Origin of the sequence: Microbacterium sp. Mcb102 (genome assembly GCF_024519805.1) — a bacterium.
Lineage (GTDB): Bacteria > Actinomycetota > Actinomycetes > Actinomycetales > Microbacteriaceae > Microbacterium.
The window spans coordinates 1-24,741 of the sequence record NZ_JALJRG010000003.1; the positions used below are offsets into that span (position 1 = coordinate 1).

General features: G+C 70.4%; 22 protein-coding genes. 7 read left to right on the forward strand and 15 right to left on the reverse strand.

The annotated features are described in order from the left end of the window. Positions 1 to 305 precede the first annotated feature (305 nt). Positions 306 to 1,640 (forward strand): M23 family metallopeptidase, encoded by a 1,335-nt coding sequence (locus tag OC372_RS08905; RefSeq protein ID WP_262001582.1) that lies wholly within the window; start codon positions 306 to 308, stop codon positions 1,638 to 1,640. 52 nt (positions 1,641 to 1,692) lie between these two features. On the opposite strand, the gene OC372_RS08910 is transcribed toward OC372_RS08905, so the two are convergent. Further along, positions 1,693 to 3,144: a gamma-aminobutyraldehyde dehydrogenase gene (locus OC372_RS08910; RefSeq protein ID WP_262001583.1), complete on the reverse strand. Its 1,452-nt coding sequence runs from the start codon at positions 3,142 to 3,144 to the stop codon at positions 1,693 to 1,695. A gap of 100 nt (positions 3,145 to 3,244) precedes the next feature. Between OC372_RS08910 and OC372_RS08915 the strand changes: the two genes are divergently transcribed. From OC372_RS08915 to OC372_RS08925, 3 genes are read left to right on the forward strand one after another with little or no spacing between them, the layout of a single operon-like run. Next, positions 3,245 to 3,712: an Lrp/AsnC family transcriptional regulator gene (locus tag OC372_RS08915; RefSeq protein ID WP_029262144.1), complete on the forward strand. Its 468-nt coding sequence runs from the start codon at positions 3,245 to 3,247 to the stop codon at positions 3,710 to 3,712. Between the two features lie 28 nt (positions 3,713 to 3,740). Then, positions 3,741 to 5,144 carry an NAD(P)/FAD-dependent oxidoreductase gene (locus OC372_RS08920; protein ID WP_262001584.1) on the forward strand — a complete coding sequence of 468 codons (1,404 nt, stop codon included), beginning with the start codon at positions 3,741 to 3,743 and terminating at the stop codon, positions 5,142 to 5,144. Further along, positions 5,141 to 5,488 (forward strand): cupin domain-containing protein, encoded by a 348-nt coding sequence (locus tag OC372_RS08925; protein ID WP_262001585.1) that lies wholly within the window; start codon positions 5,141 to 5,143, stop codon positions 5,486 to 5,488. Before OC372_RS08920 ends, OC372_RS08925 begins: the two co-directional genes overlap by 4 nt. A gap of 20 nt (positions 5,489 to 5,508) precedes the next feature. Here OC372_RS08925 and OC372_RS08930 read toward each other — a convergent pair whose 3' ends face one another. From OC372_RS08930 to OC372_RS08955, 6 genes are all read right to left on the reverse strand, one after another. Then, positions 5,509 to 7,020, reverse strand: coding sequence for a carboxylesterase/lipase family protein (locus OC372_RS08930; protein ID WP_262001586.1), 1,512 nt, complete (start codon positions 7,018 to 7,020; stop codon positions 5,509 to 5,511). A gap of 50 nt (positions 7,021 to 7,070) precedes the next feature. Further along, positions 7,071 to 8,048 carry a DNA-methyltransferase gene (locus OC372_RS08935; protein WP_262001587.1) on the reverse strand — a complete coding sequence of 326 codons (978 nt, stop codon included), beginning with the start codon at positions 8,046 to 8,048 and terminating at the stop codon, positions 7,071 to 7,073. Beyond that, positions 8,027 to 9,076 (reverse strand): biotin/lipoate A/B protein ligase family protein, encoded by a 1,050-nt coding sequence (locus tag OC372_RS08940; protein WP_262001588.1) that lies wholly within the window; start codon positions 9,074 to 9,076, stop codon positions 8,027 to 8,029. Before OC372_RS08940 ends, OC372_RS08935 begins: the two co-directional genes overlap by 22 nt. Positions 9,077 to 9,144: 68 nt before the next feature. Then, the gene (locus OC372_RS08945) at positions 9,145 to 9,882 is read right to left on the reverse strand and encodes a DUF1684 domain-containing protein (RefSeq protein WP_029262138.1); all 738 of its coding nucleotides are present in this window, start codon (positions 9,880 to 9,882) and stop codon (positions 9,145 to 9,147) included. 176 nt (positions 9,883 to 10,058) lie between these two features. Next, positions 10,059 to 10,916: an alpha/beta fold hydrolase gene (locus tag OC372_RS08950; RefSeq protein WP_029262137.1), complete on the reverse strand. Its 858-nt coding sequence runs from the start codon at positions 10,914 to 10,916 to the stop codon at positions 10,059 to 10,061. A gap of 33 nt (positions 10,917 to 10,949) precedes the next feature. After that, entirely contained in the window at positions 10,950 to 11,687 is a 738-nt protein-coding gene (locus tag OC372_RS08955) for a copper homeostasis protein CutC (RefSeq protein ID WP_262001589.1), read from the reverse strand. Positions 11,688 to 11,746: 59 nt separating this feature from the next. On the opposite strand from OC372_RS08955, the gene OC372_RS08960 reads away from it, so the two are divergent. The 3 genes from OC372_RS08960 to OC372_RS08970 all read left to right on the forward strand — a co-directional run bounded on the left by OC372_RS08960 (position 11,747) and on the right by OC372_RS08970 (position 13,881). Then, the gene (locus tag OC372_RS08960; RefSeq protein ID WP_029262135.1) at positions 11,747 to 12,187 is read left to right on the forward strand and encodes a MarR family winged helix-turn-helix transcriptional regulator; all 441 of its coding nucleotides are present in this window, start codon (positions 11,747 to 11,749) and stop codon (positions 12,185 to 12,187) included. 5 nt (positions 12,188 to 12,192) lie between these two features. Beyond that, complete coding sequence (locus tag OC372_RS08965; RefSeq protein ID WP_029262134.1) at positions 12,193 to 13,530, forward strand: MFS transporter; 1,338 nt, start codon at positions 12,193 to 12,195, stop codon at positions 13,528 to 13,530. A gap of 63 nt (positions 13,531 to 13,593) precedes the next feature. Continuing rightward, on the forward strand, positions 13,594 to 13,881 hold the full coding sequence (locus OC372_RS08970; RefSeq protein WP_262001590.1) for a hypothetical protein: 288 nt from the start codon (positions 13,594 to 13,596) through the stop codon (positions 13,879 to 13,881). Between the two features lie 95 nt (positions 13,882 to 13,976). Here OC372_RS08970 and rocD read toward each other — a convergent pair whose 3' ends face one another. The 8 genes from rocD to OC372_RS09010 all read right to left on the reverse strand — a co-directional run bounded on the left by rocD (position 13,977) and on the right by OC372_RS09010 (position 24,666). Beyond that, complete coding sequence (rocD, locus tag OC372_RS08975) at positions 13,977 to 15,197, reverse strand: ornithine--oxo-acid transaminase (protein ID WP_262001591.1); 1,221 nt, start codon at positions 15,195 to 15,197, stop codon at positions 13,977 to 13,979. Then, positions 15,194 to 16,072, reverse strand: a complete 879-nt coding sequence (gene ddaH, locus OC372_RS08980) for a dimethylargininase (protein ID WP_262001592.1) — start codon at positions 16,070 to 16,072, stop codon at positions 15,194 to 15,196. The genes rocD and ddaH overlap by 4 nt, the downstream gene beginning before the upstream one ends. A gap of 171 nt (positions 16,073 to 16,243) precedes the next feature. Beyond that, positions 16,244 to 17,245 (reverse strand): NAD(P)-dependent alcohol dehydrogenase, encoded by a 1,002-nt coding sequence (locus tag OC372_RS08985; protein WP_262001593.1) that lies wholly within the window; start codon positions 17,243 to 17,245, stop codon positions 16,244 to 16,246. Further along, on the reverse strand, positions 17,242 to 17,478 hold the full coding sequence (locus OC372_RS08990) for a helix-turn-helix transcriptional regulator (RefSeq protein WP_262001594.1): 237 nt from the start codon (positions 17,476 to 17,478) through the stop codon (positions 17,242 to 17,244). Before OC372_RS08990 ends, OC372_RS08985 begins: the two co-directional genes overlap by 4 nt. After that, positions 17,478 to 17,912, reverse strand: coding sequence for a hypothetical protein (locus OC372_RS08995; RefSeq protein WP_262001595.1), 435 nt, complete (start codon positions 17,910 to 17,912; stop codon positions 17,478 to 17,480). Before OC372_RS08995 ends, OC372_RS08990 begins: the two co-directional genes overlap by 1 nt. Before the next feature lie 78 nt (positions 17,913 to 17,990). Beyond that, positions 17,991 to 21,659 carry a bifunctional proline dehydrogenase/L-glutamate gamma-semialdehyde dehydrogenase gene (locus OC372_RS09000; RefSeq protein WP_262001596.1) on the reverse strand — a complete coding sequence of 1,223 codons (3,669 nt, stop codon included), beginning with the start codon at positions 21,657 to 21,659 and terminating at the stop codon, positions 17,991 to 17,993. 59 nt (positions 21,660 to 21,718) lie between these two features. Continuing rightward, complete coding sequence (gene pntB, locus OC372_RS09005) at positions 21,719 to 23,116, reverse strand: Re/Si-specific NAD(P)(+) transhydrogenase subunit beta (protein WP_262001597.1); 1,398 nt, start codon at positions 23,114 to 23,116, stop codon at positions 21,719 to 21,721. Beyond that, entirely contained in the window at positions 23,113 to 24,666 is a 1,554-nt protein-coding gene (locus tag OC372_RS09010; protein WP_262001598.1) for a Re/Si-specific NAD(P)(+) transhydrogenase subunit alpha, read from the reverse strand. The genes pntB and OC372_RS09010 overlap by 4 nt, the downstream gene beginning before the upstream one ends. Positions 24,667 to 24,741 lie beyond the last annotated feature (75 nt).

A 24,741-nucleotide genomic window follows, 5' to 3' on the forward strand; every position in this document is an offset into this window, starting at 1 on the left:
CGACGACCTGGCCGAGCAGTTCCGCGGGGTTGTTCATACCCCCAGTCAACCCGGGACCACCGACATTAGAACCTCGATAACCCCAGTTCAGAGCAATATTCCGAAACACGCGAAACACCGACACGCCCTCCACAGAAACACCGACTCAACACTTGTCCACACTGGCTAGAGCACGCCCCACTGCGACACACGCGGACGCCCCCACCAGGGCAGAGTGTGAGTATCCGCGCCGACACCGCACACACCGATGTCGCCGGAGACAGACCATCCGTCGTCGACATGACGTCGAGCATCCGCTCTTCGATTTGACGCTCACAGGTTCGCCAACTAAATTACAGATCGGTAACGGTGGCATCCGGGGGGATCGACCGCCGCGTACATCTGCCCTCCGGAAGGACTCCGTCACGAACTCCCTGCCACCCGAGCGCGCTCACGACGCCCCGGAAGCCCCCGAAGAAGCACCAGTCGCACCCCGCCCGCTGCTGCGGCGCGATCGGCGGAACTCCGCCCCCACGACTCCTGAAGCTCCCCGCGCGGCGGACGCGCCCTCGAACGCACAGCCTCCCCGCACGGCGGACACGCCCTCGGACGCACAGCCTCCCCGCACGGCCGACGCCTCCACCGCGACGCAGTCTCCCGTCGACGCGAGCACCGCGACCGAGACGCAGTCTCCCGTCGACGCGAGCACCGCGACCGCGACCGCCACCGAGACGCAGTCTCCCGTCGACGCGAGCACCGCCACAGACGCGCAGTCTCCCGTCGATGCGAGCACCGCCACCACGGACACCCCACGCCCGTCGCACCCGAAGGCCACCGGCACGCCCGGCCGCCCCCGGAGCCCGCGAGGGCGTCTCGCGCGAAAGCCCGCCTCGTCTCCGGTCCGTCCCCGCCGCGCGAAGCGTCCGTGGGCGAAGGCCAAAGCGCTCGGCGCCACATTCGCGATCGGCGTGATGGTCACCGGCGCCGCACTGCCCGCACTCGCCACCGGGAGCGAAGGAGTCGTCGCCGGCGCCACCACCAGCCTCACCACTGCGGCCGCTGCCGATGCCGCGCAGTCCTACACATCCACGTCCGCGTCCTCGTCCTCGGACGAGATCCGCGCGGAGATCGCTCCGCGCGGGACCTTCTCGGCGACGACGCCCGAGGAGATCGAGGAGACACGCTCCCGTGCCGTCGCGGCGGCACTCGCTGCCGGCATGCCGCTCGGAAGCGCCGTCGACATCCCCATCGCCGATCGCATCATCATGCCGATGGCAGACGGGACCTACTCGTTCACCGATGGCTTCGGTGCGTCGCGGCCGGGCCGGTCTCACCTCGGCCAGGACTTCGCCGCGGGTGTGGGCACCCCTATCAACGCCGCAATGAAGGGCTGCGTCTCCCGCTCCACCGAGAGCTACCAGGGCTACGGCGTGACGATTCAGATCGAGAGCATCGTCGACGGACAGGCCGTGAGCACCGTCTACTCGCACCTGAACTACGGAACCCGTGCGGTCGAGGTCGGCGACTGTGTCGACGAAGGTCAGTACATCGGCGACGTCGGATCGACCGGCTACGTGTTCGGCTCCTGCCTGCACTTCGAGGTCCACATCAACACCGTCGCCATCGACCCCATGCCCTGGCTCCAGACGCACGTGAGCTGACCCTCACACTCGAACCGTCGGCGCGTTGCGCGGGCTCCGCGGCCGCTGCCACTCAGTCGAGCGCGCTCATCACGTGCTTGATGCGGGTGTAGTCATCGAAGCCGTACTGCGAGAGGTCCTTGCCGTATCCGGAGTGCTTGACCCCGCCGTGGGGCATGTCCGACACGAACGGGATGTGCGTGTTGATCCACACGCAGCCGAAGTCGAGGTCGCGCGAGAACCGCATCGCCCTGGCATGATCCGTCGTCCATACCGACGCGGCGAGCGCATAGGGCACGTCGTTCGCCATCTCCAGCGCCTCGTCGTCGGATCCGAACGCCTGCACGGTCAGCACCGGACCGAAGATCTCGCCCTGCACGACCTCGTCGTCCTGCCGCACGCCCGACACGATCGTGGCCTCCCAGAAGTAGCCCCGGTCTCCCTGGCGGCGTCCGCCGGTCTCGACGGTCGCATGCGCCGGCAGGCGGTCGATGAAGCCCTGCACCTGAGCGAGCTGCGCCGCGCTGCTCAGCGGGCCGTACAGCACCCCCTCCTCGTGCGGTCCGCCGGTGCGCGCGTGCGTCTTCGCCCTGGCCACGAGCGCCGCGACGAGCTCGTCGTGCTGCGACTCGTGCACCAGCACCCGAGTGGCCGCCGTGCAGTCCTGGCCGCCGTTGAAGAAGGCCCCGGTGATGATCCCGTCGACAGCCTTCTCGAGCACGGCATCCGCGAACACGATCGCCGGCGCCTTGCCGCCGAGTTCCAGGTGCACGCGCTTCACGTCGTTCGCCGCCGAGCGCGCCACCGCCATGCCCGCACGCACCGAACCGGTGATCGCGACCATCTGCGGGGTCGGATGCTCGACCAGCGCCACACCCGTGTCGCGATCGCCCAGCACGACGTTCAGAGTGCCGGCCGGGGTATGCAGCGCGACGATCTCGGCGAGCAGAAGCGTGGTCAACGGCGTCGACTCCGCGGGCTTGAGCACGACCGTGTTCCCGGCGGCGAGCGCAGGCGCGATCTTCCAGACGGCCATGTTCAGCGGATAGTTCCACGGCGTCACCTGACCGATCACGCCGATCGGCTCCCGACGCACGAACGACGTGTGCCCGGCGAGGTACTCCCCCGCCGCCCGACCTTCGAGACTGCGGGCGGCACCGGCGAAGAAACGCAGCTGATCGACCGACTGCATGATCTCGTCGGCGACGAGGCTCGCACGCGGCTTGCCGGTGTCCTGCGATTCCAGGTCGGCGAACTCCTCGGCCCGCGACTCCATCTCATCGGCGATGCGGAACAGCGCCAGCTGCCGATCGGCGGGCGTCGTGTCACGCCAGAGCGGGAAGGCCGCGGATGCCGCGGCATAGGCAGCGTCGACGTCGGCACCGTCGGAGATCGGCAGTTCGCCGTACGTGGCTTCGGTGACAGGATCGAGGAGCGGCATCCGTTCCGCCCCGGACGCGGGCACGTAGCGACCGCCGATGAAGTTCTGCAACGGCGCGGAGTTCTTCAGAAGGGTGCGGGACATGCCGTCATGGTAGCGCGCAGCCTGCGGAATCGGAAGATATCGCCCGCGCACAGCGACTGAATCAGTTGCAGAATCCGGTGTTGACTGTCAATATCGATAGATGAGCCCCAAGCCTGCCCAGCCTGCACTGGACGACATCTCGAAGCGCATCGTCGAACTCCTGCAGGAGGACGGCCGCCGACCGTACGCCGAGATCGCGCGTGAGGTCGGGCTCAGCGAAGCCGCCGCCCGTCAGCGTGTGCAGCGGATGACCGAGGCCGGCATCATCCAGATCGTCGCGGTCACCGATCCGATGCAGCTCGGCTTCCACCGCATGTCGATGATCGGCATCCGCGTCTCGGGCGATCCCCGCGCCATCGCCGAAGAGCTCACCACGATCCCCGAGCTGGCCTACGTCGTCGTCACTCTCGGGACGTTCGACATCCTCGTCGAGGCCGTATGCGAGGACGACGAGCACCTGATCACCCTCATCGCCACCCGCATCCGCACCATCCCGGGCATCGTCCACACCGAGAGTCTGCTCTACGCGGGCCTCTACAAAGACCTCTACAACTGGGGAACGCGCTGAGGCGCACCCCCGACGCATCGGAGTGATCATGGGAACCACCGTCTTCGAACGCCGTCGGCCGCCGCAGGGGGTCGTCGACGACTCCCTGCGCGACACCGCGCTCCGCGTGTTCTGGCTCGATGATGTCGATCGACCGACGCATCCGCGCCTGAACGGCACGGTCCGCGCCGACCTCGCGATCGTCGGCGGCGGCTACGCCGGACTGTGGACCGCCGTGCGCGCCAAGGAGCGCGACCCCGAACGCCGCGTCGTCCTGCTGGAGGCGTCGCGGATCGCGTGGGCGGCGTCCGGTCGCAACGGCGGCTTCTGCGAGTCGAGCCTCACCCACGGTCATGAGAACGGCGTGACCCGGTGGCCCGAGGAGATCGACCGGCTCGAGGAGCTGGGCCACGAGAACCTCGACGGCATCGAGCAGACCGTCGCACGCTACGGCATGGACGCGGAGTTCGAGCGCACCGGTCAGGTGGCCGTGGCGGTGGAGCCGCATCAGGTCGAGTGGCTCCGGGACGAACCGGGCTTCCTCGACCGCGAAGCCGTGCAGGCGGAGGTGCACTCCGAGACGTTCCTCGCCGGAGCCTGGGACCGCGAGGGCTCTGCCCTGGTGCACCCGGCCAAGCTGGGCGTCGAGCTGGCACGCGTCGCCGCAGACCTCGGCGTCGAGATCTACGAGCACAGCATCGTGCGCGCCATCGAAGGCGACGGCTCCGGTCCGATCACGCTGGTCACGCCGAACGGTCGGGTCGTGGCGGATGCCGTGGCCCTCGCCACCAACGTGTTCCCCTCGCTCCTCAAGCGCAACCGCCTGATGACCGTGCCGGTCTACGACTACGTGCTGATGACCGAGCCGCTCTCCGCCGAACAGCTCGCGTCGATCGGCTGGTCGAACCGCCAGGGCCTCGCCGACAGCGCGAACCAGTTCCACTACTACCGGCTCACCGCCGACGACCGCATCCTGTTCGGCGGCTACGACGCGGTCTACCACTACGGCGGCAAGGTGCGCCCCGAGTACGAGGACCGCATCGAGAGCCACCGCAAGCTCGCCTCGCACTTCTTTACGACCTTCCCGCAGTTGGAGGGCCTGCGCTTCACCCACCGCTGGGCCGGGGCGATCGACTCGTCGAGCCGTTTCTGCGCGTTCTTCGGCACCGCCCGCAAGGGCCGCGTCACCTATGCGACCGGCTTCACCGGACTGGGTGTGGGGGCTGCCCGCTTCGCCGCCGACGTCATGCTCGACACGCTGTCGGGGGATTCGACCGAACGCACCGAGCTGCGGATGGTGCGCGAGAAGCCGATCCCGTTCCCGCCGGAGCCCGCCGCGTCGATCGGCGTGAACCTGGTGCGCGCGGCCATGGACCGGGCGGACCACAACGAGGGCAAGCGCAACCTGTTCCTCAAGACGCTCGACGCCGTCGGCATGGGCTTCGACTCGTGAACGCTCTCGCGGCGGGGACGGGGATGGATGCTCGTGGTCTCGCACTCGCGCACGAGCCGTTGCCCGCGGGCGAGGTGCTCGCCGGCGCCCCGACGACCGCCGTGCACGAGTTGGCGAGTCTCGGCGGGGTCGAGATCGGCGTGTGGGAGATGACACCCGGCACTGCGACCGACACCGAGTCCGACGAGGTGTTCGTCGTGCTGAGCGGCCGCGCCACGATCTCGTTCGCCTCGTCGGAGCTGCCCGACCTCGAGGTCGGCCCCGGCTCGGTGGTGCGTCTCGCCGAGGGCATGCGCACGACCTGGACCGTGACCGAGACGCTCCGCAAGGTGTATGCGGCCTGACGGCAGGTCGGCTCAGATCGTCAGGACGACTCGCCCAGGAGCGGACGCACGGAGGCGTAGGCATCGCGGACGTCGCGCGTCGGCACGTCGTAGACCCGGACGATGCCCGCATCCCCCTCGTGCCGCGGCCACCCGGGATCCCCGCCCGTGACGAACGCAACCGCCGCGCCGTGCACCTCATCGGCCAGCTGCTGCGGCGGGTTCGGGCCGGCGAGCGGCTCGATCGCGGGCCCGTCGAGGCAGTCGAAGAAGAACGGCACATCGAGGCAGTGCTCCGCGAAACCGAAGCGCCCCGACGGCCACGAGAACCGGTACACCCAGGTCGGCGCGGCCCCGCGGTCGGCGACGACCTTCAGCAGCGCCGAGCGGAACATCCGGTCGGTCAGCAGGCGCCCGGCGACACGGGCATTGCCGAGTCCCGTGACGTCGGCGTTGGCGGCGAGGTACGCACGGCGCGCGGCCTTCGGCAGCCCGAGCTTTCCCAGCAGGAGCGACCGGGGCACCCAGCGCAGCTTCTTCGCCGCGTCCGAGAACACCATGGTGAACTCGTCGTCGGTCGCCCCGAGCACGAGCGGCTTGTCGGCGCCGACACCCGCGGCGAGCGCCTCGCGCGTCGACCGTGGCAGCAGATCGCCGTCGATGCGCGGTCCGAGCGGCAGCCCCTCCTCCATCATGGTGCCGACCGACGACGGCCCGAGCTGGGTCGCCTTCTTCTGCAGCTCGAGGATGCGCTCCTCGGACAGCGAGGAGAAGCCGGCGACGGTCGGCTCGACCCCGCCGGCGGTGGCGAGCCCGCGACCGAACGTCTCGGCACGGGTGGCGGCGACATCGGCGAGCGCGCCGGAGATCGAGTAGACACCGTGGAACAGGTGCTGCGCCTTCTCCATGCCGAGCAGGGTCAGCACGGCACCGCCGCCCGCGGACTGGCCGGCGATCGTCACGCGCGACGGGTCGCCGCCGAACGCGGCGATGTTCTGCTGCACCCACTCCAGCGCGAGCAGCCAGTCGCGCACACCACGGTTCGACGGAGCATCCTCGATCCAGCCGAAGCCGTCGAAGCCGAGGCGGTACGAGATCGACACGGTCACGACATCGTCGCGGTTGAAGTTGCGGCCGTCGTACCAGACGCTCGCGGGCGAGCCGGCGAAGTACCCGCCGCCGTGGATCCAGACGAGCACCGGGAGCCCGGTTCCCTGCTCGGCGCGGGCCGGGCTCGGCGTGAACACGTTGACGTTGAGCGTCGACTCGCCCTCGACGCTCGGCTCGGGGATGAGCGTGACGCCGGGATCGCCGCGCTGCGCGGTGGCGGCGAACTCGAGCGCGTCGCGCACGCCCTCCCACGGTGCCTTCGGCACGGGCGCCTGGAAGCGCAGCTCACCGACCGGGGCCTCCGCGAACGGGATGCCCAGGAACGCCGCCGACCGCGGATTGCCTCGACCACCGGTGGTCGGACGCCAGCGGCCGCGCACGCGTCCTGCGGTGGTCGTCACCTCGACGAGGTCGGCGGTCGTCTCGAAGTCGGTATCCGTCATCACAGCATTCTCCCGTCTGTGGACGGCGAGCGGCGACACCACGAACGCCCTCAGCCGGGCGTGATCACCTCGGCGTGCGGCATCCGCGTCTTCATGATCCAGATCGCCTCGGGGTTGTCATCGACCAGCACGGCATCGCGACCGAGCGCCGAGGCCACGGCCCCGGTCGTGCCGCTGCCGGCGAAGAGGTCGAGCACCCGGTCGCCGGGTCGACTCGACGCGGTCACGATGCGGCGCAGGATCCCCTCCGGCTTCTGCGTGGGATAACCGGTCTTCTCGCGCCCGGTCGTCGGCACGATCGTGTGCCACCACACATCGGTCGGCAGCTTGCCGCGCGCAGCCTTCTCGGCCGTGACCAGTCCGGGTGCCATGTAGGGCTCGCGGTCGACCTCGTCGGAGTTGAACACGTACTCCCGCGGGTTCTTCACGTACACCAGGATCGTGTCGTGCTTCGTGGGCCAGCGGCTGCGCGACTTCGCGCCGTAGTCGTACGCCCAGATGAGTTCGTTGAGGAAGCAGTCCCGCCCGAACACGGCGTCGAGCATCACCTTCGCGTAGTGCGCCTCACGGTAGTCGAGGTGCAGATACAGCGTGCCGTCGTCGGCGAGCAGCCGCCACGCCTCCTCGAGCCGCGGCATCAGGAAGGAGCCGTAGTCGTCGAAACGGTCGTCGTACGCGCGCAGCATCCCGCGCACCCGCTCGTACGCATGGCCGTGGAACCCGTGCCGCACCTCGGTCGCGGGCTCGGGCTCAGGCTCGGGCTCGGTCGCCGGCGGTTCAGAACTCAGGAAGACCGGTGCCGCCTCGCTCGATTCGACGGGCTCCGCGCCCGAATCTGCGGATTCTTCCTGGGTTGTGAACGTCCGGCGCGCGGTGACCACCTGCCGGCCCTGCGTCCGGCCGGTGTTGAACGGCGGGTCGAGGTACACGAGCGTGAAGGAACCCGTGGGCAGGGTCGCCGCGACGGCGAGGTTGTCGCCCTCGATGACGGTGACCGCGCCCGCGGTCACGGCACCCGATGCAGCCACGCCTCGGTGGCGAACTTCGACTCGACGAGAGCCTCCGCGTCGGCGTACTCGTCGGCCGTGATCGCCCCCGTCTCGGCGTCGGTCAGCGAGCGGAAGGTGTCCTTGAACCGCTCGATGATCTCAGCGCGCTCGAGTCCGGTCTGGCTGCGCAGCGGATCGACGCGCTTGGCGGCCGAGGTGGTGCCCTTGTCGCTGAGCTTCTCGCGGCCGATGCGCAGCACCTCGGTCATGACCTGGCCGTCGATGTCGTACGACAGGGTCGCGTGGTGCAGCACTCCCCCGTTGGCGAGGCGCTTCTGCGCAGCGCCGCCGATCTTGCCGGTCGGGCTCGCGATGTCGTTGAGCGGCTGGTAGACCGCGTCGATGCCGAGCGACCGCAGCGCCTGCAGCACCCAGTCGTCGAGGAAGGCGTAGGAGTCGGCGAAGGTCATGCCCGCGACGAGCGATGCCGGCACGTACAGCGAGTAGGTGATGATCTGCCCCGCGGCCATGAGCATCGCCCCGCCGCCGGAGATGCGGCGGACCACGTCGAACCCGTGCCGCGCGGCGCCTTCAGGGTCGACCTCGTTGCGGTACGACTGGAACGACCCGATCACGACGGCCGACTCGTTCCACTCCCAGATGCGCAGGGTGGGACGCCGGCGCCCCTCGCCGACCCGGGCGGTGAGCACCTCGTCGAGGGCGAGGTTCATGCGCGGCGAGACCGCCTTGTCGTGCACGATCTCCCAGTCGAAGTCGCGCCACCCCGGGGCCGTCACGAGCGCGCGACGCACCGCGGTGCCGACGGCTTCGGGCGAGAAGCCGAGCAGCTGAGCGCCATCCGGAAGGGCGCTGCGGACGGCCGCGGCGATGGCCGTCGAGTCCGTCTCGGCGGCCAGCCCGTTGACCGCGGCGTTGATGTCGTCCAGCGCCGAGTCCGGCTCGAGGAAGAAGTCGCCGGCGAGGCGGAAGCGGGCGATCCGGTCGTCCTCGATCTCGAGGTCGACGACGACGAGCTTTCCACCTGGGACCTTGTATTCACCGTGCACGGTTCCAGCTTAAGGCGCGAGAGCCCCGATCCGGCGGGTCAGCCGTGACGGACCGACCACCGGACGGATCAGCCCCCGAGCACCACCACGCGCTCCCCGGCGCGGATCGGCGTCGAGTACCGGTTGCCGGCGGGCGGCAGCGGGCAGACGTACTGGTCCGAGAACGCGCATGGCGGCAGATAGGCGCGGTTGAAGTCGATCACGGCCGTGCCGTCGGCGGCGGGCTCGTCGACCGGCAGGAACCGGAAGCGGTACGTCTCCAGACCGTTGGTGCCGTCGGCGAAGACCGCGCTCAACGCGCCCTGTCCGTTCCGGGTGACGGTGAGCGTCTGGGCTGCCCCCGCCAGTTCGAACCGCAGCCGCCCGGCGACCGGCGTCTCCCGCGCCTCACCGTCGACCGATGTGATCAGGATCTGCTCATCCGGCGTCTCCTCGAACACCGCCGGGAGTCGCCAACGCTCGTCGGGCGCGTAGGCGTCGATCGCGGTGAACCACTCGCGCTGCGGCCGTGCCGGATTCAGCACCCGCAGCGCGAGGGCACCGTGGCGATCGAACACCCGCAGCTCACGCCTGCCGAGGCGGACACTCTCCGTACCGCGCAGGACCACGGTCGATCCCGCCTGACCGAGCTCGCTCCCCCGGATGCCGCCGTCGCCGGTCAGCGCCCAGAGCCCGGGGATGCCGTCGACCGCTGCCGCCTCCGTGATGAGCCAGTTCGTCGACTCGAGCGCCGACGGACCATACTCCGACCCTGCGTAGCGCTCGCGCGACGCGTGCCAGTCCTGCCAGTCCTTCACGAAGCTCATCGGTGCGGTCCCTCCCGTGCGAGGGCAGCCCACAACGGCGCGCTCCTCGCTCCTGCGCGGAATACTGACCCGAATCTACGGTCGTCTCCGAGCCCGGAGAACGGGTCCGTCACACGCCTTCACCGGGCGTAACGTCGCGTCACACCGCACGGAAGCGGGAATGCGAGGCGCGCTGCTCAGCGCGCGGGGATGTGCGCGTCGAGCCAGGCGAGCACGTCGGCGCGCACCTCTTCCTGCTGCAACTCGGCGAAGATCTCGTGGCGCGCATCCGGGTACACGAGGGTCGTGATGTCGGTGAGCCCGGACCGGCTGCGGTACTCGTCGGCGAGCTTGTGCACGCTGCGGGGTCCGCCCACCGGGTCGTCGCGACCGACGAGGAGCAGCATCGGGATGTCGCGACCCAGGTCCTTGGCCGGACGCCCGTAGAGCCGCGCGGCCTCGATCGGACCGAAGAGCTTGAGCAGCGGGACGTCGGTCGTGAGCGGATCGTCGGCGAACGCGGCCCACACGGCGGGATCGCGGCTGAGCCATTCGAGCCCCGTGGCGCCTTCGTCCTTCGCCCACCGCGCGTTCAGGGGTGCCGCGTTGAGGAACCCGGGGGTGCGCAGCGCGGAGCCCGAGAGGATCACGGCATCCCACGCCTCCGGGTGGTGGTTCACGAGCATCTGCGCCAGGAACGAACCCCACGAGTGGCCGAGCAGCACGAGCGGCAGGTCGGGGTTCTCGTCGCGGATGATTCCGGTCAGCTGCCAGACGGCATCCTCGGCCGCGCGGAGTCCGCCGACGCCGAGTCGCCCCAGCTTCTCGGGCCCGCCGTGCTGACGGATGCCGGTGCGGCCATGGCCCCGGTGGTCGTCGGCGTAGACGTGGAAGCCGGCCTCGGTGAGGGCGCCGATCAGAGCGCCGTATCGTCCGGCATGCTCGCCGACGCCGTGCAGGAGCTGCACGACTCCGCGCGGAGTACCCGCAGCCGGATGCACGTCATAGACGATGGCCACGCCATGGGCGTCGGTGAACTCGCGCGTATCCGTCACGCTGCGAGCCTAGCGACCGCGCACCCGCACCGCCTACCGCGCGACGGCATCCCGGATCGCGAAGGCGAGGTCGCGGTCGGTGACCTCGTAGCCGCCGACGCCGTCGGAGGCCGAGCCCATCCGCACGCCGCCCTCCTCGATCACCGAGCGCTTGGCGGAGAAGTGGATCGCGTCGACGCCCGCCGCGGCGAGCACCGGGGCACTCGCGACGTCGACTCCGCTGCCGGCCATGATCTCGATCTCACCCTCGGCCGCAGCGACGAGCGCGCGCAGGGTGTCGATGCCGTCGATCGCGGCGGATGCCCCACCCGAGGTCAGCACGCGGCGCAGGCCGAGTTCCCTGGCGCTGCGCAGCGTCGCCACGGGGTCAGCCGTCACGTCGATGGCGCGATGCAGGGTGACGGGCGCTCCGCCCGCGGCATCGCGGAGCCGGGCCATGGCGAACAGGTCGAGGTGCCCCTCCGCGTCGAGCGCGCCGATGACGACGCCGGTCGCACCCGCAGCGATCGCGCGACGCACGTCGCGCTCGGTGATCGCCAGCTCGTCGTCGGTGTAGTGGAAGCCGCCGCCGCGCGGCCGGACGAGCACGTGCACCTCGGGCCCGTCTGTTCCGGCCGCCTCGACCGCCAGCTCGAGCGTCGCGGGAGACGGGGTCAGTCCGCCGAGGGCGAGGGCCGTGGCGAGCTCGACGCGGTCGGCGCCGATCTCGGCGGCGATGCGCACTCCGGCGGGGTCCTGCACGGCGATTTCCAAGGCGAGTGTTCGGGTCACTCCTCCATTGTGCCCGGCGCCGAGACAGCGTCAGAAAAATTAGATAGGCTATCTAAGTAATGTCTGCGTCCGATGAATCCCTCGCCCTCACCGCCACAGACCTGCGCATGGCCACGTTCCGCCTGGCCCGTCGCCTCCGCTGCGCCCGCGCGGCCGACTCGATGAGCGATGCTCAGCTGGCGGTGCTCGCCGACCTGCGCATGAACGGCCGCCGCACGATCTCGACCCTCGCCGTGCGCGAACGCGTGACCGCACCGTCGATGACCAGCACCATCAACGGACTCGAGGAGCAGGGCTTCGTCGTCCGCACCCCCGACGAGGAAGATCGCCGCCGCGTGCAGGTCGACATCACCGACGCCGGCATCGAGCTCGTCGTCGAGACGATCCGCCGCCGCGACGAGCTGCTGGCCGACATGCTGCGCGAGGTCGAATACACCGAGGCCGAGCTCACGACGCTCCGAGAAGCGAGCGCCCTGATGCGACGGGTGGTGGAGCGATGAGCGCGATGTTCCGTTCCTTCGCGAACATCAATTACCGGATCTGGTTCGCCGGCGCCCTCGTCTCGAACGTCGGCGGCTGGATGCAGGCCACTGCCCAGGACTGGGTCGTGCTCACCGAGCTGACCGACAACGACGCCACCGCGATGGGCGTCACCATGGCGCTGCAGTTCGGTCCGCCGCTCGTGCTGGTGAGCCTCACCGGATGGGTGGCCGACCGCTTCGACCGACGCCACATCCTGTTCGCCACCCAGTCGGCACTCCTGGCCCTCGCCATCGCGGTCGGCGTGCTGCTGCTGAACGACGTGATGACCCTGCCGATGATGTTCGCCTTCGCCCTCGGTTTCGGTGTCGTGAACGCATTCGATGCTCCGGCCCGGCAGGCATTCGTCTCGGACATGGTGTCGACGGGCGACACGTCGAACGCGGTCGCCCTGAACTCGGCATCCTTCAACCTCGCCCGCATGGTCGGCCCGGCGGTCGGCGGTCTGCTGATCGTGGCAATCGGCTCCGGCTGGGTCTTCATCGTGAACGCCGCGACCTTCCTCGCGATGATCCTCGCGTTGTCGATGCTGCGCACCGGCCTGCTCGCGCCACGGCTGAAGAACCGCAGCCGCGGCGGGCTCGCGGCCGGGTTCCGGTATGTCTGGGGGCGCAGCGACCTGCGGGTCGTGTTCGTCACGGTGTTCCTGATCGGCGCGTTCGGCATGAACTTCCCGATCTTCGCCTCGACCATGGCGCTCGAGTTCGGCGCAGGGGCCGACGGCTACGGCGTGCTCAGCTCGGTGCTCGCGATCGGCTCCCTGATCGGCGCCCTGCTCGCGGCGCGCCGGGATCGCGCGCGGGTGCGCGTCGTGATCATGGCCGCCGGCGGATTCGGCATCGCCGCGTTCGTGTCGTCCGCCATGCCGACGTATGCCTCGTATGCCGTCACCCTGACCTTCACCGGCTTCATGATCGTGACGCTGCTCACCACGGCCAACGGGTACGTGCAGATCACCACCGAGCCGGCGCTGCGCGGGCGCGTGCTCGCGCTGTACATGGCCGTGATCATGGGCTCGACCCCGGTGGGTGCTCCCATCGCCGGGTGGGTCGCCGACTCCTTCGGCCCGCGCGCGGCCATCATGCTCGGCGGCACGGCCGGATTCGTCGCCTGCGCGATCGGGGTGATCTGGGTGGCGACCTCGGGCCGCCTGCGCCGCGCCGAGAACCGCCGCTTCCTGCTCACCCTCGACGAGACCCGGCCACTGAGTGTGGTCGAGCGGCCCGACCCGATCGAGTTCAGCGACGAAGCAGCCGTCACCACGCCCATCCGCACGGCGAAGAGGAACGACCTCGAGGGCTGAGCCTCTTTCCGCGGTTTGTCAACGCCCTCTACGGAGTGCACCCGACGTACGTACCGTCGGTGCATGGACGACAACACGGAACGCACACCCCACCCGCAGGACCCGGCCGAGGGCGCTCCCGGCGTCGGCGTCCCCGATGAGGATGCCGGTCAGGGCGACGGCACCGGCGGCGCGATCCAGGGCGACAGCTCGCGCGGCGAATCGACCGGCGGCGCCATCCAGGGCGATGCCGGCCAGGGTCACCGCGCGGCGCTGGGCGGCGACGAGGGCACCGAAGACCAACTCGACGCCGACAACGCGGCCGAGGAAGACACCTTGAAGACGCTCGACCCGGATTCCCCACCGGCCTGAGCGCTCCGAGAGGGCAGCGTCACCGCAGCCGTCTCCCCCAGAGACGGCCTCCCCCCTGCGGTGGCGCTGCCCGTCACAGCCTCCTGCGCTGAGTACTACGCGCCGAGGACGAGCTTGAGCTGCTCCACCGCCCAGTCGAGTTCCGTCGCGCGGATCACCAGCGGCGGCGCGATGCGCACCGTCTGACCGTGCGTATCCTTCACCAGGACGCCGCGATCGAGCAGCTTCTCGGCGATCTCGCGGCCGGTTCCCCGGGCGGGATCGATGTCGACTCCGGCCCAGAGCCCGGCGATGCGCACGGCGGTCACGCCGTGTCCGATCAGCGGCTGCAGCGCCTGCTCCAGGTGCGCGCCGAGAGCCCGCGCCCGCTCCTGGAACTCGCCGGTCTGCAGCATCTCGACCACACGCAGGCCCACGGCCGCGGCCAGCGGGTTGCCGCCGAAGGTCGAACCGTGCTCGCCCGGACGGATGACACCGAGCACATCGGTGTTCCCGACCACGGCCGAGACCGGGAGGATGCCGCCGCCCAGAGCCTTGCCCAGCAGATACAGGTCCGGCACGACGCCCTCGCGGTCGCAGGCGAACGTCTCGCCGACGCGGCCGAGACCGGCCTGGATCTCGTCGGCGATGAACAGCACGTTGTTCTCGTCGCAGATCTCGCGGATGCGGCGCAGGTATCCCTCCGGCGGGATCACGACGCCGGCCTCGCCCTGGATGGGCTCGACGAGCACGGCGGCCGTGTCCTCGGTGATGGCCGCGGCGATGGCCTCCGCGTCGCCGTACGGGACGACGTCGAAGCCCGGGGTGTACGGACCGAAGTCATCACGAGCCTGCTCGTCGTCGCTGAAGCTGACGATCGTGGTCGTGCGGCCGTGGAAGTTGCCGGCGGCGACGATGATGCGCGCCTTGCCCGCAGCGATCCCCTTGACCCGGTACCCCCAGGCGCGGGCGACCTTGATGCCGGTCTCGACCGCCTCGGCGCCGGTGTTCATCGGCAACACGAGGTCTTTGCCGGCAAGCTCCGCGAGCGCCGCGGCGAACGGCTCGAGCCGGTCGCTCTGGAACGCGCGGCTGACGAGCGTGACCCGGCCGAGCTGCTCGGTGAGCGCGGCCACGAGCGCCGGATGCCGGTGCCCGAAGTTCACGGCCGAGTACGCGGCGAGCAGGTCGAGGTAGCGCTTGCCCTCGACATCCGTCACCCAGGCGCCCTCACCGCGGGCGATGTTCACCGGCAGCGGGTGGTAGTTGTGCGCGACGTGCGGCTCGGCGACGACCTCGGTGGCCTCGCCCTCGTTCGCGACGTCGACCGCGGTCACTTGGCACCCCGCAGCTCGAGCGTGCAGCACTTGATGCCGCCGCCGCCGAGCAGCAGCTCGGAGAGGTCGACGGTGATCGGGTTGTATCCGCGCTCGCGCAGCTGCTTCTCGAAGCCCTTGGCGCGCGGCGAGATGATCACGTTGTAGCCGTCGCTCGCCGAGTTGAGCCCGAACACCGAACCGTCCTCGTCCGACACGAGGATCGCGTCGGGGAAGCGCTTCTCGAGTTCGGCACGGCTGGCGTCGTCGAAGGCGCCGGGGAGGTACGCGATGTTCGCATGCTCCGGGCCGCCGTTGTCTGTGCCCTGCACCGGGTCGAGCACGGCGATCGCGGTGTCGAGGTGGTAGAAGCGCGGGTCGACGAGGTTCAGCGAGACGACCTCACGGCCGAAGACCTCGCCGACCTCGCGGTGGCTGTCGCCGGTGGAGCGGAAGCCGGTACCGGCCAGGATCACGTCGCCGACGAGCAGGAAGTCGCCCTCGCCCTCGTTGACCTCCTTCGGCATCACGGTGTCGTAGCCGGCGGCGCGGAACCAGTCGGCGAACGCCGGGGCCTCACCCTGGCGCTCGACGAAGCGGAACTCGGGCACGTACGCACGGCCGTCGATCAGGAATCCGCCGTTGGCCGTGTAGACCATGTCGGGGTAGCCCGCGAGCGGCTCGATGAGTTCGACCGTGTGGCCGAGCTCGAGGTACAGGTCGTGCAGCTTCTGCCACTGCGCGACGGCGTTGGCGGTGTCGGTCGGCCGCGACGGCTCCATCCACGGGTTGATGGAGTAGTTCACGGTGAAGTGCTCGGGCTTGCACATCAGGTAGTGGCGGCGGTGCGCGGTGCGGGCGGGTGCGGTGCGGACGGCGGTTTCAGTCGTCGACATGGGGGCTCCTCGAATGGACGGGCGCGGCGGACGCTGTCCTGGGGCCCGGCGGTCCTTCGACCCGCTGCTCGTTCAGAGCCGGCGACGGGGAAGATGCGACTCGGGCACGCCGGAGTCCATTGTGTCACCCGCCCCCTGTACGCCGCCAGAGCCGCGCTTCATCCGAGGCGCTCAGACCCCCGAGCCGCGGACCACGACCTTCCCCGCGGTGTGCCCGGCCTCGAGGTGGGCGAGGGCGGCGGATGCTTCCGCGAACGGATACTCGCGCTCGATCACGGGCACGATGCGGCCGTCGGCGACGAGTTCGAGGAGCTTGGCCAGCACCTCCGGTCGCGGCGTCGCGGCGAGGGGACGGATGCTCCGGGAGCCGACTGACAGGACCGCGGCGCGCAGCATCCGCGGGATGGGCCCCAGCACGTGCCCGCCGTCGCCCGTGACCAGCACGACACGACCACCGTGCCCCACGAGTCGCTGCAGCTCGCGCAGCGGCATCCCTCCGGCGATGTCGACGATCGCGTCGAAACGCCCGGCCGGGATCTCGCTCAGCGGCGACACCCGGTGGTCGAAGGTGCGCACGGCGCCGAGGCGCTCGACCAGCGGTGCGTTGCGAACGCTGCAGGTCGCCCAGACCTCGGCCCCGCGGAGGGCGGCGAGCTGCACCGCGAACGTGCCGACACCTCCGGATGCGCCGATGATCAGCACCCGGGGAGCCTCGCCTCCGCGCAGGCCGACGCCCGCGAGATCGAGGGCCTGCCACGCGGTGCCGGCGGCGATGGGGAGGGACGACGCCGCCTCGGGCGTGATGTCGGGCGGGATCGGCACGAGCCGCGACGCGGGAACCCGCACGTACTCGGCGAGCCCTCCGCCGCCGACCAGCTCGCCCACGACCTCCTCGCCGATCTCAGCGCTCACCACGTCGGGCCCGACCGCGACGACGGTGCCGGCGACTTCCATGCCACGCACCGGATGCTTCGGACGGGTGAGGCCGAAGACCGGGCGCACGAGGAGCGGATCGCCGAGCAGCAACCGCACGTCGCCCGCGTTCAGGGAAGTGGCCCGCACGTTCAGGAGCACTTCGCCGCGGTGCGGCACCGGCACGGGGATCTGCTCGAGGCCCACCCCGGATGACGGGCCGTAGGTCTCGCGTCGCCAGGCGTTCATCGTCTCGGTCATGATGCTCCTCCGGATGCGGGTGGGGCGGGGTAGGCGAACAGGTCGTCGATCCCGACCCCGAACGCCCGCGCGATCTGGAACGCCAGCTCCAGCGTGGGCGAATACTTCTGCTGCTCGATGGCGATGAGCGTCTGCCGCGTCACGCCGACGGTGCGGGCGAGTTCGGCCTGGGTGAGCCCGGCCTGTTCGCGATGGGCGCGGATGCTGTTGGAGACGAGGGTCGGCTTCACCATCAGACGAGCCCCCGCCGGTAGGCGATCACGCGGGCGATGCCCCCGACGAGCGCGGACACCGCGAAGCCGAGGTACATGGTGTTCGCGATCCAGAACACATCGGCGCCGACCGCGCACAGCGCGATGACCCCGAGTCCGGCGATCACGACGAAGGCCTGCTCGACCCGGCCGCCCATGCGACTGATGTCACGGTCGCGGATGTCGGAGCGACCGGCGCCGTCCGGGTCTTTCATGCCGGCGAGGATGCCCCAGACGACGCTGATCACGATCGTCGCGACGATGCCTCCGCCGATCGTCCACAGCATGAGCGGGAACCAGTCGACGGCGGTAAGTGGCCCTCCCCCGGCTTGCTGCAGCACCAGCACGATGTAGACGACCAGCGCGATCGGGCTGACGATGAGTCCCGCCCAGGCGTTGCGTTCCTCGTAGACCATGATGCCTCCGATGTAAAAGATTCTTGACACTCACGCTACGCCGCCTATGCGACCGTGTCAAGAATTCTTTACATCGAGTCAGATCACGTCGCTGCTCCAGGGGTCGAGGTTGCCGTAGCGGTGGGCGGTGATCGAGATCGACTGCTCGTGCACGAACGGCAGCAGCTCGATCCGGGCGGCCGCGGTGACCTCGCCGTCGTACACCGCGAGGTCAGGATCACCCCCCGATGCCGTCGCCAGGGCCGTGTGCAGCGCGGCGACCGCGGCACGACCGCCGACCAGACGCACCCGGTCGCTCACCGGCAGCGCGACGACGCCCTCCACGGCATCCTCGTCACGGAGCATCCGCTGCATCCACTCCTCGTCGGTCTCGAGGAAGACCGAGGCATCGAGGTCGCCGAGCGCGCGGCGCACATCGCCGGGCAGACCGACCGGCGTCGAGAGCACGAAGGCCGCACCCGAGCGCACGCCCGCGATCACGACGCGCAGCAGATCCTGCAGGGCCGCATCCTCCGTCGCCCGGATCTCGACGGGTACGGGACGGTACCGGAACAGGTTCCGCTCCACGCCGAGGTGCGACACGTCACGCACCTGACCGAACTCGCGGTCCCACGCCAGCGCATCCGAGAGCGCCGAGCGCCGTAGCCACTCGAACTTCTCGTACTCCAGCGACGACTGCGCCGACTCGATGAGCGCCGTGATGCGGGAGTCGAGCCCGCGCAGATGCAGGGTGCTGGATGCCGGTCCGCCCGGCTGCGAGCGCCAGGAGCCGAGCCCGATCAGGTAGTTCGGGCCACCCGCCTTGGCGCCGGGACCGACGGCCGAGCGCTTCCAGCCGCCGAACGGCTGCCGCTGCACGATCGCCCCGGTGATGCCGCGATTCACGTAGAGGTTGCCCGCCTGCACGCGGTCGAGCCAGAAGGCGAGGTCGCCCGGATCCTGCGTGTGCAGCCCGGCGGTGAGCCCATAGGCGACGGCGTTCTGCAGCTCGACGGCCTTCTCGAGGGTCGGTGCGTGCATGATGCCGAGCACCGGCCCGAAGAACTCCTCGGTGTGGAAGCGCGACCCCGACTGCACGCCGACGCGGATGCCGGGGCGCCACAGCCGCCCGCTGCCGTCGTCGTCGGCCGCGAGCGCGGGCTCGATCAGCCACTGCTCCTCGCCCTCGAGCTCGCTCAGCGCCCAGGCGAGCTTGCCCTGCGGAGGCTCGATCACCGGGCCGACCTCGGCGAGCGGATCGGTGGGCGTGCCCACGTGCAGCGAGCGCACGGCATCTGCGAGCTGCCGCTTGAACCGCGGTGAGCGCCCGACGGGGCCGACGAGGATCGCGAGCGAGGCGGCCGAGCACTTCTGACCCGCGTGCCCGAAGGCGCTCTTCACCAGGTCGGCGACGGCCAGGTCGAGGTCGGCCGAGGGGGTGATGATCATCGCGTTCTTGCCGCTGGTCTCGGCGAGCAGCGGCAGGTCGGGACGCCAGGAGCGGAACAGCGCGGCGGTGTCCCACGCGCCGGTGAGGATCACGCGGTCGACCGCGTCGTGGGTGATGAGCTCGCGTCCGAGCTCTCCCTCCTCGATGTCGACGAGCGCGAGCAGATCGCGCGGGATGCCCGCCTGCCACAGCGTCTCCGCGATCACGGCGGCGCAGCGGCGGGCCTGTGGCGCGGGCTTGAAGACGACGCCCGAACCCGCAGCGAGCGCGGCGAGCACTCCTCCGGCGGGGATCGCGAGCGGGAAGTTCCACGGCGGCGCGACGACCGTGACGGATGCCGGCACGAATACGGCACCCGCGATCGCGTCGAGCTCGCGCGCGGTGGCCGCGTAGTACCGGGCGAAGTCGACGGCCTCGCTCACCTCGATGTCGGCCTCGGCGAAGATCTTGCCGGTCTCGGAGGCGGCGACCTCGATCAGGTCGCCGCGTCGGGCTTCCAGCGCGGCGGCGGCGCGCAGCAGCACCTCGGCGCGTTCGGCGGCGGGACGCCCACCCCACGCCGGAGCCGCACCGTGGACCCCCTGCATGATCCGCTCGAGGGACTCCGCATCGTCGATCCATGCGGCCGCGACCGTCGCGTCACCGAGGTCGGACGAGCCGATGCGCTCCCGCACCTCGCGCGCCCAGTCCCGGTTCACCGGCAGGGCGGGGTCGCTGTCGACGGTGTTCGAGAACCCCGGTGCTCCCCCGGCGTCCTGTTCGATTTCGCGGGCGGAGTACACCGCGGTCTCGAGGAAGGCCTCGCGACCACCGCCGTCGTCGTCGGAGCCGCGCGAGATGCCGAGCACGGCCTGAGTGAGGTCGGTCTCCGGCAGCGGCGACACGGGCGAGGGGCGCAGCGCTTCGTGCACGGGCGCGCTCCGGTCCTGCGTGCGACGCGGACCGGTTCGCAGCGTGGGATCGTCCGACCGGTCGAGTGCGTCGAGGAACCTGTCCTGCTCCCGCACGAACAGGGCCTCGTCCTCGCCGAGTCGGAATGCCGCGGAGAGGAAGTTGTCCGGCGAGGCGTTCTCCTCGAGCCGGCGCACCAGGTAGCTGATCGCGACGTCGAACTCGGCCGGCGCCACCACCGGCACGTACAGCAGCACGGGCCCGACCTCACGCGAGACGGCCTGCACCTGCCCCTGTGCCATGCCGAGCAGCATCTCGAACTCGACGGCCTCGCGCACCTCCCGCTCGCCGGCGAGCAGCCACGCGTAGGCGATCCCGAACAGGTTGTGTCCCGCGACGCCGATCTTCACGGCGGAGGCATGCTCGGGGCGCAGGGCCCAGTCCAGGCAGCGCAGGTAGTTCGCGTCGGTGTCGAGCTTGGTGTCGTAGGTCGCGGGGGTCCAGCCGTGCATCCGCGCCTCGACCTGCTCCATCGCGAGGTTAGCGCCCTTGACGAGGCGCACCTTGATGCGGGCGCCGCCGTGCGCGACGCGGTCCTGCGACCAGGCGGTCAGCTCCTGCAGAGCGGGCAGGGCATCGGGCAGGTACGCCTGCAGCACGATCCCGGCCTCGAGCCCCGCGAGCCGAGGGTCTTCCAGGATGCGCGTGAACACCGCGATCGTCAGGTCGAGGTCGCGGTACTCCTCCATGTCGAGGTTGATGAAGGTGCCGTCCGCGGCCGCCGTGAGGTACAGCGGGAGCAGCCGCTCCACCACCTCGTCGACGATCTCGTCGAAGGCCCACATCGACAAGTGGCTGACGATGGCCGAGACCTTGACCGAGACGTAGTCGACATCGGCTCGTCGGATCAGGTCGTGAATGCCGTCGAGGCGGCGCTTCGCCTCCGCTTCGCCGAGCACGGCCTCGCCGAGCAGGTTGAGGTTCAGGCGCGAGCCCGTGGCCGTGATGCGTTCGATGGCCGCTTCGAGCTTGGCGGGCCGCGCATCGACGATGAGATGCCCGACCATGTCGCGCAGCACCTTCCGCGCGATCGGCACGACCGGCGACGGCAGGATCGGCGCGACGCCCCCGCCGAGCCGCACCACCGAGCGCAGGTACCAGGGCAGGAACTCGGGCACGATCGGCGCGATGCGGTGCAGCTGCGAGGCGGCGGCGCTCAGGCTCTCGGGGCGCATGACGCCGTCGACGAAGCCGAGCGTGAACGGCAGCCCGTTCGCGTCCTGCAGCACTCCGGCGAGACGGGCGGCAGCGGGGTCGGGTTCGATCGCGGCGGCCTCGATCGCCCACCGCCGAGCAAGCTCGACGGCACGGTCTGCGAGGGGTGCGGATGCCACGGCATCCGCCGGAGATGACGACGACTCTGCCATGTGTCCACCCTAGGTCTGCATCACCCCGCAGGCCGGGAGCCCGCACCCCTCTCGACAGCTCACAGCGCAGCGATGATGTCCTCCACCCGCTGCTTCGCGTCGCCGAACAGCATCTGCGCGTTGTTGCGGAAGAACAGCGGGTTCTGCACGCCCGCGTAGCCGGCGGCCATCGAGCGCTTGAACACGATGACGTTCTCGGCCTCCCACACCTTGAGCACGGGCATCCCGGCAATGGGACTCGACGGGTCTTCCGCGGCCGCGGGGTTCACGGTGTCGTTCGCGCCGATCACGAGCACGACCGAGGTCGAGGCGAGGTCATCGTTGATCTCGTCCATGCTGAGGACGATGTCGTACGGCACCTTGGCCTCGGCCAGCAGCACGTTCATGTGGCCGGGCAGACGACCGGCCACCGGATGGATGCCGAAGCGCACGTCCACACCCCGCTCGCGGAGCCGGTGGACCAGGTCGGCCACCGGGTACTGCGCCTGCGCGACCGCCATGCCGTAGCCGGGCGTGATCACGACGCTGCTCGCCGCGACGAGCATCTCGGCCGCACCCTCCGCGGTGATCTCCCGGTGTTCGCCGTACTCGGTGTCGTCCGCGGACGGTGCCGCGGCCCCGAAGCCGCCCGCGATCACCGAGAGGAACGAGCGGTTCATGGCCTTGCACATCACGTAGGAGAGGTACGCACCCGAGGATCCGACCAGCGCGCCCGTGACGATCAGCAGGTCGTTGTTCAGCAGGAAGCCGGCCGCAGCCGCCGCCCAGCCCGAGTAGCTGTTGAGCATCGAGACGACCACCGGCATGTCACCGCCGCCGATCGAGGCGACCAGATGCCAGCCGAGGGCGAACGCGAGCACGGTGACCGCGATCAGGAGCCACAGCTGCTGGTCGTTCACGAACCACACGGTGAGGGCGACGAACGCGACGAGCGCCCCGATGTTGAGCCCGTTCTTGCCCGGCAGCATGAGCGGCTTCGACGACATCCTCGCCGACAGCTTCAGGTACGCGACGATCGATCCGGTGAACGTCACCCCGCCGATGAAGACGCCGATGAAGACCTCGGCGTCGTGGATGCCAACGAGCGCCGGGGGGATGTCCGGGTGCGCGAGATAGCCGTTCCAGCCCACGAGCACGGCCGCGAGACCGACGAAGCTGTGCAGGAGCGCGATCAGCTCGGGCATCCCGGTCATCTCCACGACCCGTGCGCGCCACAGGCCGATGGCCGCGCCGATGAGCACCGCGGCGACGAGCAGCCCGAGGCCGAGGAAGGCGCCGGTGCTCCACGCATCCGCCACGGTGAGGGCGACGGTCGCGACCAGCGCGATCGTCATGCCGGCGATGCCGTAGACCACGCCGGCACGGGCGGACTCGTGGCGGCTGAGGCCGGCGAGGCTGAGGATGAAGAGCAGGGCGGCGACGATGTAGGCCGCTCCGGCGAGCGCGTCGACGGTCACTTCCGGCCGCCCTTCGCCGAGTTCCCGAGTGTGAACATGGCGAGCATCCGACGCGTGACCGCGAACCCTCCGAAGATGTTGATCGACGCCAGCAGAACCGCGATCGCGGCGAGCACCTGCACGATCGGCAGCGGTGAGGTGATCTGCAGCATCGCGCCGACCACGATGACGCCGGAGATGGCGTTGGTCACCGACATCAGCGGGGTGTGCAGCGCGTGGTGCACCTTGCCGATCACGAAGAAGCCGATCACGACCGACAGCACGAGCACCGTGAAGTGCTGCGGGAGCGGAGCCGGAGCGAACGCGTTCACGACGAACAGCGCGGCGATGCCGATCACGATCAGGCCGACGCGGCGCGCGGTCGACACCTTCTTCGGCGGCGCGACCTCGACCGGCGCCGCCGCGGCCTTAGCCGCGGGGGCGGCTGCGACCTGCACGGCGGGCGGCGGCCAGGTGACCTCGCCGTCGCGCACGACCGTGACCGAGCGCTGCACCACGTCTTCGAAGTCGATCACCAGCCGGCCGTCCTTCGCGGGGGTCAGCAGCGCGACGAGGTTGGCGAGGTTCGTGCCGTAGAGCTGCGAGGCCTGGGCGGCCAGGCGCGAGGCCAGGTCGGTGTAGCCGAGGATGACCACGCCGTTGTCCGTGACGACGCGCTCGCCGGCGACCGCACCCTCGACGTTGCCGCCCTGACCCGCCGCCATGTCGACGATCACGCTGCCCGGCTTCATCTGCGCGACATCGGATGCCGTGATCAGGCGAGGCGCCGCGCGCCCGGGGATCAGCGCGGTCGTGACGATGATGTCGACGTCGGCGGCCTGTTCGGTGTAGATCTCGGCGGCCCGGCGGTCGTAGTCGGCGCTGGTCGCCTTCGCGTAGCCGTCGGTGGAGGCGGCGACCTCGACGTCGACCGGAAGATACGTGCCGCCGATCGACGTGACCTGGTCGGCGACCTCGGGGCGCGGATCGGTGGCACGGACGATCGCACCGAGGCTCGACGCGGCACCGATGGCCGCGAGTCCGGCGACGCCGGCTCCCGCCACCAGCACCTTCGCCGGCGGCACCTTGCCCGCGGCGGTCACCTGTCCTGTGAAGAAGCGCCCGAACTCGTGGGCGGCCTCGACGACGGCCCGATACCCGGCGATGTTCGCCATCGAGCTCAGCACGTCCATCGACTGCGCGCGCGAGATGCGGGGTACGGCGTCGAGCGCGACGGCCGTGATCCCGCGCTGGGCGAGAGACTCGACCAGGTCGGGGCGGAGGGCGGGTGACAGCAGCGCGATGAGGGTCGCGCCGTCGGCCAGGAGGGCGATCTCGTCGGGGCCGGGCGCTGTGATGGCGAGCACGATCTCGCTGCCCCATGCCTCTGCGCGCTCGACGAGTGCGGCTCCGGCCGCCTCATACTCGGCGTCGGGGTACGAGGCCGCAGCGCCCGCTCCCCGTTCCACTCTGACCGTGTGGCCCAGCTTCCCGAGCGACGCGATCGTCGCCGGGGTGGCCGAGACCCGCGCTTCGCCCGCAGGCTCCCGCACGATGCCGATGACTGCCACTGCATCCTCCTCCGCCCGTCGACGTCGACGGGGCCGCTCCGGGGCGTCTCTGCCCCTGACTTTCGCTCAGAGTAC

Bases quoted from the DNA above. Each gene is read 5' to 3' on its own strand.
- OC372_RS08910 (WP_262001583.1), bottom strand. From the start codon at position 3,144: ATGTCCCGCACCCTTCTGAAGAACTCCGCGCCGTTGCAGAACTTCATC.
- OC372_RS08915 (WP_029262144.1), top strand. From the start codon at position 3,245: ATGAGCCCCAAGCCTGCCCAGCCTGCACTGGACGACATCTCGAAGCGC.
- OC372_RS08920 (WP_262001584.1), top strand. From the start codon at position 3,741: ATGGGAACCACCGTCTTCGAACGCCGTCGGCCGCCGCAGGGGGTCGTC.
- OC372_RS08930 (WP_262001586.1), bottom strand. From the start codon at position 7,020: ATGACGGATACCGACTTCGAGACGACCGCCGACCTCGTCGAGGTGACG.
- OC372_RS08945 (WP_029262138.1), bottom strand. From the start codon at position 9,882: ATGAGCTTCGTGAAGGACTGGCAGGACTGGCACGCGTCGCGCGAGCGC.
- OC372_RS08960 (WP_029262135.1), top strand. From the start codon at position 11,747: ATGTCTGCGTCCGATGAATCCCTCGCCCTCACCGCCACAGACCTGCGC.
- OC372_RS08965 (WP_029262134.1), top strand. From the start codon at position 12,193: ATGTTCCGTTCCTTCGCGAACATCAATTACCGGATCTGGTTCGCCGGC.
- OC372_RS08970 (WP_262001590.1), top strand. From the start codon at position 13,594: ATGGACGACAACACGGAACGCACACCCCACCCGCAGGACCCGGCCGAG.
- ddaH (WP_262001592.1), bottom strand. From the start codon at position 16,072: ATGTCGACGACTGAAACCGCCGTCCGCACCGCACCCGCCCGCACCGCG.
- OC372_RS08985 (WP_262001593.1), bottom strand. From the start codon at position 17,245: ATGACCGAGACGATGAACGCCTGGCGACGCGAGACCTACGGCCCGTCA.
- OC372_RS08990 (WP_262001594.1), bottom strand. From the start codon at position 17,478: ATGGTGAAGCCGACCCTCGTCTCCAACAGCATCCGCGCCCATCGCGAA.
- OC372_RS08995 (WP_262001595.1), bottom strand. From the start codon at position 17,912: ATGGTCTACGAGGAACGCAACGCCTGGGCGGGACTCATCGTCAGCCCG.
- OC372_RS09000 (WP_262001596.1), bottom strand. From the start codon at position 21,659: ATGGCAGAGTCGTCGTCATCTCCGGCGGATGCCGTGGCATCCGCACCC.